At 74.1% G+C, this 2,979-nt stretch carries 4 protein-coding genes; all 4 read right to left on the bottom strand.

Features of this window, described 5'->3' with window-relative positions:
* Positions 1-191 precede the first annotated feature (191 nt).
* Entirely contained in the window at positions 192-620 is a 429-nt protein-coding gene (gene panD / locus KBX53_RS27915; RefSeq protein WP_210862524.1) for an aspartate 1-decarboxylase, read from the bottom strand.
* Between the two features lie 44 nt (positions 621-664).
* Positions 665-1,513 (bottom strand): pantoate--beta-alanine ligase, encoded by an 849-nt coding sequence (gene panC, locus KBX53_RS27910; RefSeq protein ID WP_210862521.1) that lies wholly within the window; start codon positions 1,511-1,513, stop codon positions 665-667.
* Positions 1,510-2,484: a Rossmann-like and DUF2520 domain-containing protein gene (locus KBX53_RS27905; protein WP_210862519.1), complete on the bottom strand. Its 975-nt coding sequence runs from the start codon at positions 2,482-2,484 to the stop codon at positions 1,510-1,512. Before KBX53_RS27905 ends, panC begins: the two co-directional genes overlap by 4 nt.
* A gap of 111 nt (positions 2,485-2,595) precedes the next feature.
* On the bottom strand, positions 2,596-2,979 hold a 384-nt coding region (locus tag KBX53_RS27900), incomplete at its 5' end, for a TetR family transcriptional regulator (RefSeq protein ID WP_210862517.1).

The raw sequence follows: 2,979 nt of genomic DNA, 5'->3' as shown, positions 1-2,979 counted from the left end.
GTCAGATCACCGTCCAGGCCGTCGGACCCGGCACATGCGACCAGCAGCGCCGCCCCGGCGAAAGCGGCGAACAGGGTCGTCATGGCACGGCGCATCGCGGCCTCCCCGAGCCACCGACCGTCTTCCGCCAGCGCGCCCAGGGTAACCGGAAATGACAGTCCGGTGACAGACCGGAATCGTGGTACCCGGGATCAGACTCCGGACACGGCCAACGGGCTGGGCACCGGGTTCCCGGCCGTGCCGGGTGCCGCCGCAGCCGGGTCGGCACCCAACTCGATCACCCGGTTGTCGGCGACGACGTGCACCACCCGGGGCCGGTACGACCGGGCCTCGGCGTCGTCCATCTGCCCGTACGAGATCAGGATGACCAGGTCACCGGGGTGCACCAGGTGCGCGGCGGCACCGTTGATACCGATCACGCCGCTGCCCCGCTCGCCCGGGATCACGTACGTCTCCAGCCGGGCGCCATTGGTGATGTCCACGATCGCCACCTGCTCGCCGGGGAGCAGGTCGGCGGCGTCGAGCAGGTCCTCGTCCACCGTCACCGAACCGACGTAGTGCAGGTCGGCCTGGGTCACCGTGGCTCGGTGGATCTTCGACTTGAGCATGGTCCGCAACATCGGGGTGGCCTTTCGCGGGATTGGTGGAGGGTGGTGCGGCCGGGTCAGGGGCGCGGGGCGAGGTGGATCGCCGCGTTGTCGATCAACCGGGTGGCACCCACCCAGGCGGCGATCACCAACCGGGCCGGCCCGGACACCGGTCCCGGTTCCAGGTGGGGGTCGGTGAGCACCAGGTAGTCGAGGCGGGCACCGGGCGTACCGGCACCAAACGCGGCGTGCGCCGCGGTCAGCACCGCCCCCGCGTCCCGACCGTCGTCGGCGGCCCGCGCACCGGCCCGCAACGCGGCGGACAGGCTCAGCGCGGCGGCCCGCTCCGACTCGCTCAGGTAGCGGTTGCGGCTGGACAGGGCCAGCCCGTCCGGCTCGCGGACGGTCGGCACGCCGACCACCTCGACCGGCACGTCCAGGTCGCGGGCCATCCGCCGGACCAGGGTCAGCTGCTGGTAGTCCTTCTCGCCGAAGAACGCCAGGTCCGGCCGGGTGAGCTGGAGCAACTTCAGCACCACGGTGAGCACGCCGTGGAAGAAGCCGGGACGACTCGCGCCCTCCAGCTCAGCGCCGAGCGGACCCGGGTCGAGGCGGACCCGGGGCTGCCCGTCCGGGTACATGTCCGCCACCGACGGGGCGAAGACCAGATCGGCGCCCGCCCGCCGGCACACCTCCAGGTCGGCGTCGAGGGTGCGCGGGTAGCGGTCGAAGTCCTCGTTCGGCCCGAACTGCAACGGGTTCACGAAGATCGTCACCAGCACGTGGTCGGCCTGTTCCCGGGCCGCGCGCAGCAGCGTCTCGTGCCCGGAGTGCAGCGCACCCATGGTCATCACCACCCCGACCGTGCCCTTCAGCCCGGCCCGGGCCTCGGCCAACTCGGCCCGCGTGTGCACCACCTGGGTCATGCCGCCACCTCCCTACCGCTGTCGGCCAGCACACCGAGCAGCGACTGTGCGTCCACCGGCCGGAGGCGGCCGGCGGCGATCGCCCGGTCGGCGGTACGACGGGCCAACGCCAGGTACGCGGGGACGGACTCCGGCGCGGTGGCCGCCAACCGGTCCAGGTGCCGCCGTACGGTGCCCGCGTCGCCACGGGAGACCGGGCCGGTCAACGCGTCGTCGCCGAGCCGCAGCGCGTTCTCCAGGGCGGCCCGCAGCAGCGGGGCGAGCACCTTCTCCGGCCGGGACACCCCGGCGTCGCGCAACCGGTCGGTCGCCTCGTTGACCAGGGTCACCAGGTGGTTCGCGCCGTGGGCCAGCGCGGCGTGGTAGAGCGGGCGGTCCGACTCGGCCACCCACTCGGGCACGCCGCCGAGGTCGGCGACCAGTCGGGCGGCCAGCGGGCGCAATTCCGCCGGGGCGGTCACCCCGTACGAGATGCCGTCGAGGCGGGGCAGGTCGTCCGGCGTACCGGTGAAGGTCATCGCGGGGTGCAGGGCGAGCGGGCGGGCTCCGGCCGAGACGGCCGGCCCCAGCACGGCCAGGCCGTGCGCTCCCGAGGTGTGCGCGACGATCTGGCCCGGGTGCAGCGCACCCCGCTGGGCGAGGTCGGCCACCACGGCGGCCAACCGGTCGTCCGGTACCGCGACGAGCAGCAGGTCGGTGGCGGCGTGGGCCACCGCGGCGGCCGGGCGGCGGGGCACCTCGGGCAGCAGCAGGGCGAGGCGGGCGCGGCTGGCTCCGGAGCTGCCGGAGACGGCGGCCACCCGGTGCCCGGCGGCGGCGAGCGCGGCACCCAGCACGGCGCCGACACGGCCCGCGCCGACGACACCGACGGTGAGCAGACGGGAGGTGGCGCGGGCGCCGGGAACGGCGCTGTCCCACGACGCGGCAGGCCCGGGTGGGGCGGCCGGACGCGGGCGCATCGGTGCGCTCATGTCGATGATCCAGTCCTCGAGAAGGGGTACCGGTCGATCGCAAGTATGCGCCCGGCCCGCCGAACCGGGACAAGCATGTGTGAAAACCTTCACCACCGACGAGACGGCTCGTCAGGGCGTTTCGGTAGGGGCTGACGTGATGGCGCGTAGCTCGGCGGCCACCTCGGCGATCAGGTCGCTGAGCGGGGCGTCGCTGCCGGGCGCGACCCAGCGGGCGTACGCGACCCGGAAGACCGTCGCGCCCGACTCGGTGGCCAGGGTGGCAGTGGTCTCGTCGAGGCCCCTGGCGCGCAGGGCGGCGGTGACGGCGGCGGCGAGTGAGCCGGTCTTGCGCAGTTCACGCTCCTGCAGCTCCGGGCTGCTCTCGATGATGGCCTGCCGCGCCCGGACCAGTTCGAGACGGTCCGCGAAAAGCTCCTCCGCCACCCGGCGGAAGGCGGCGACGACCGCCTCGAACGGGCCGGCGTCGGTCTCGGTCACCGCCTGGACCAGGAC

It is taken from the genome of Micromonospora sp. M51 (genome assembly GCF_018070305.1).
Lineage (GTDB): Bacteria > Actinomycetota > Actinomycetes > Mycobacteriales > Micromonosporaceae > Micromonospora > Micromonospora parva.
The sequence above is the reverse complement of the archived record's forward strand: the minus strand, read 5'-3'. Positions and strand labels throughout refer to the sequence as shown.